This window comes from Leucobacter luti, from assembly GCF_004217175.1.
In the GTDB taxonomy this organism is placed as follows: domain Bacteria; phylum Actinomycetota; class Actinomycetes; order Actinomycetales; family Microbacteriaceae; genus Leucobacter; species Leucobacter luti.
This window is the reverse complement of record NZ_SHKI01000001.1, coordinates 1-2,023: the sequence shown is the minus strand read 5'-3', so window position 1 is coordinate 2,023 and position 2,023 is coordinate 1. Positions and strand designations below refer to the sequence as shown.

Below are 2,023 nucleotides of genomic sequence, written 5' to 3'. Positions count from 1 at the left end.
CCTGGTCGTAGAACTCCGCGAGCTTGTAGGTCGTGGTGTCCGAGCCGGTGGCCCACAGCGTCGACGGCTCGGCCAGCTGGCCGGGGTCGAGGTGGTTGGGCAGGCTGTCGAAGATCTCAATTGCCGAGTTCGCGGCGGTGCCGCTCAGGGCGACGACGGGGGTCACCGCAGCGGTGACGAGCACGCCGGCGATTGCGCTCATTGCGACGGCGCCGAGGATGCCTCCGAGGGCTCCGCCCGCGCTGCGCGGCTTCACTGAGCGCACGCGCGAGGACTGGGGTGTCTGTCGGGTCATAACATCCAAGCGTATGCGACGTTGCTGAAAATCCCTGCCGCGGGCTCCGATTCGCGGTGTTCTTTAGCGTTTTCCGCAGCTGAGGGTGAGCGTGACGGTGTTGCTCGGGAGCGCGTCGGAGCCGCTCTCGGGCGCGACCGCGACCACGCGCTGCTTCTTCGGATCGGTCTTGCCGCCCGCCTCACACGCGAACTCGACGCTGTCGAATCCGGCTCCGTTCAGCGCCGATTTCGCCGCGTTTCCGGTGGAGCCGACGAGCCCGTCGGGGACGGGAGTCGCGGCGCCGTTGCTCCGGAAGATCGTGACGCCCGTGCCCCTGGGCACGGAGGCGCCGGCGCCCGGATCGGAGGACGCAATCTGGCCGCTGGGGATCGACGAGTCGACCACGGCGCCCTCGCTCACGTTGAAGCCGAGCTGGATGAGCATCGAGACCGCCTCGTCGAATGACTTGCCCGTCACATCGGGGACCGCGACGATGGTCTGCTGAGTCGCGGACTCTGGCGCCTCGGGGAACTCCGCGCCGCCGTACTTCGCGTCGGCCGTGTTCATGATCGCGGGCCAGATGTAGGTGTCGGCGTACATGAGTCCGCCGAACCCCTGCGTGGAGACCCGATCCCGGGTGCCGTCCCAGAGCTGCACGGGGCCGGCGTTGCCCACCCAGGTGGCGGTGGCAACTTCGGTGCTCGCCCCGACGGTCCAGTTGTCGCGCACGAAGTCGGTGGTGCCCGTCTTCGCGAGGTGCGGCACGCCATACGCGGAGCGCGCGTGGCCCGCGAGCCCGATCGGGTTGTCAACGGTGTACTGGAGCGCGTAGGCGACGCCCGCGGCCACCTCGGGAGAGACCCCCTCGGTGCAGGTGCTCCCGGTGAACGGTACCTCCTCGCCGCCGGGGCCGGTGATGAGATCGATCGGCACGGGGGTACACACGGTGCCGTCGCCGGCGAACGCGGCGTAGGCGGAGGCCATGGTGATCGGGGCGATCTCGTCGATGCCGCCGTAGACGTTCGAGGGCACCATCGACAGCTCTTGCGTGCCGTAGGTGGGCAGTTCCTCGTTGGTCTGGTTTGCGGCGCGGTGGATGCCGAGCTTCTTTGCGGTGTCGAACGTGTCGCAGAGGTCCATCTTCTGCTGCATTGACACGAGGCCGCCGTTGATCGACTTCGCCATGGCGGTGAGCACGGTCTGGTTGCCGCGGGTGCCCTCGTTGTCGTTGGTGAAGTCCCACGACCCGAAACCGTAGACGCCGTCGGGCATACAGGAGGCACGGATCGTGTCGAACGGCACGGTGCGGCTGTTGACGTTGACGACGTCGCGCACTGAGTGGCCTGATTTGATCCACTCGGCGAGGGTCACTGCCTTGAATGTGGAGCCGACCTGGAACCCGCCGGACCCACCGAGATCGTAGTCGGTGTTGTAATTGATTGCGGAGTACCCGGGATCAGACTCAAGCACCTCGGGAATGTTGCTGAACGGCTTGTTCTGCACCATGGTGAGCACGCGGCCTGTTTTTACCTGCACGCTGCTCGACGCGGAGCCCACATCGATGCCGTCCATCACCGCCGGGACGTTGTTGCGGGTTGCCTCGTTGCCGGCGGCCTGCATGTCGAGGTCGATGGTGGTGTAGATCTGGTAGCCGCCGCGGCTGAAGTTGAACTCGCGCTCGGCGGCGGTCTCGCCGAAGTTTGGATCCTGCTTGATGTAGCGCTGCACGTAGTCGCAGAAGTGGCC

At 66.8% G+C, this 2,023-nt stretch carries 1 protein-coding gene and 1 pseudogene; both read right to left on the bottom strand.

Annotated elements, in window-relative coordinates; all coding sequences use genetic code 11:
* A pseudogene (locus tag EV139_RS00010) lies at nt 1-295 on the bottom strand (hypothetical protein); the annotation flags it as partial.
* A gap of 63 nt (nt 296-358) precedes the next feature.
* On the bottom strand, nt 359-2,023 hold a 1,665-nt coding region (locus tag EV139_RS00005; protein WP_130452292.1), incomplete at its 5' end, for a PASTA domain-containing protein.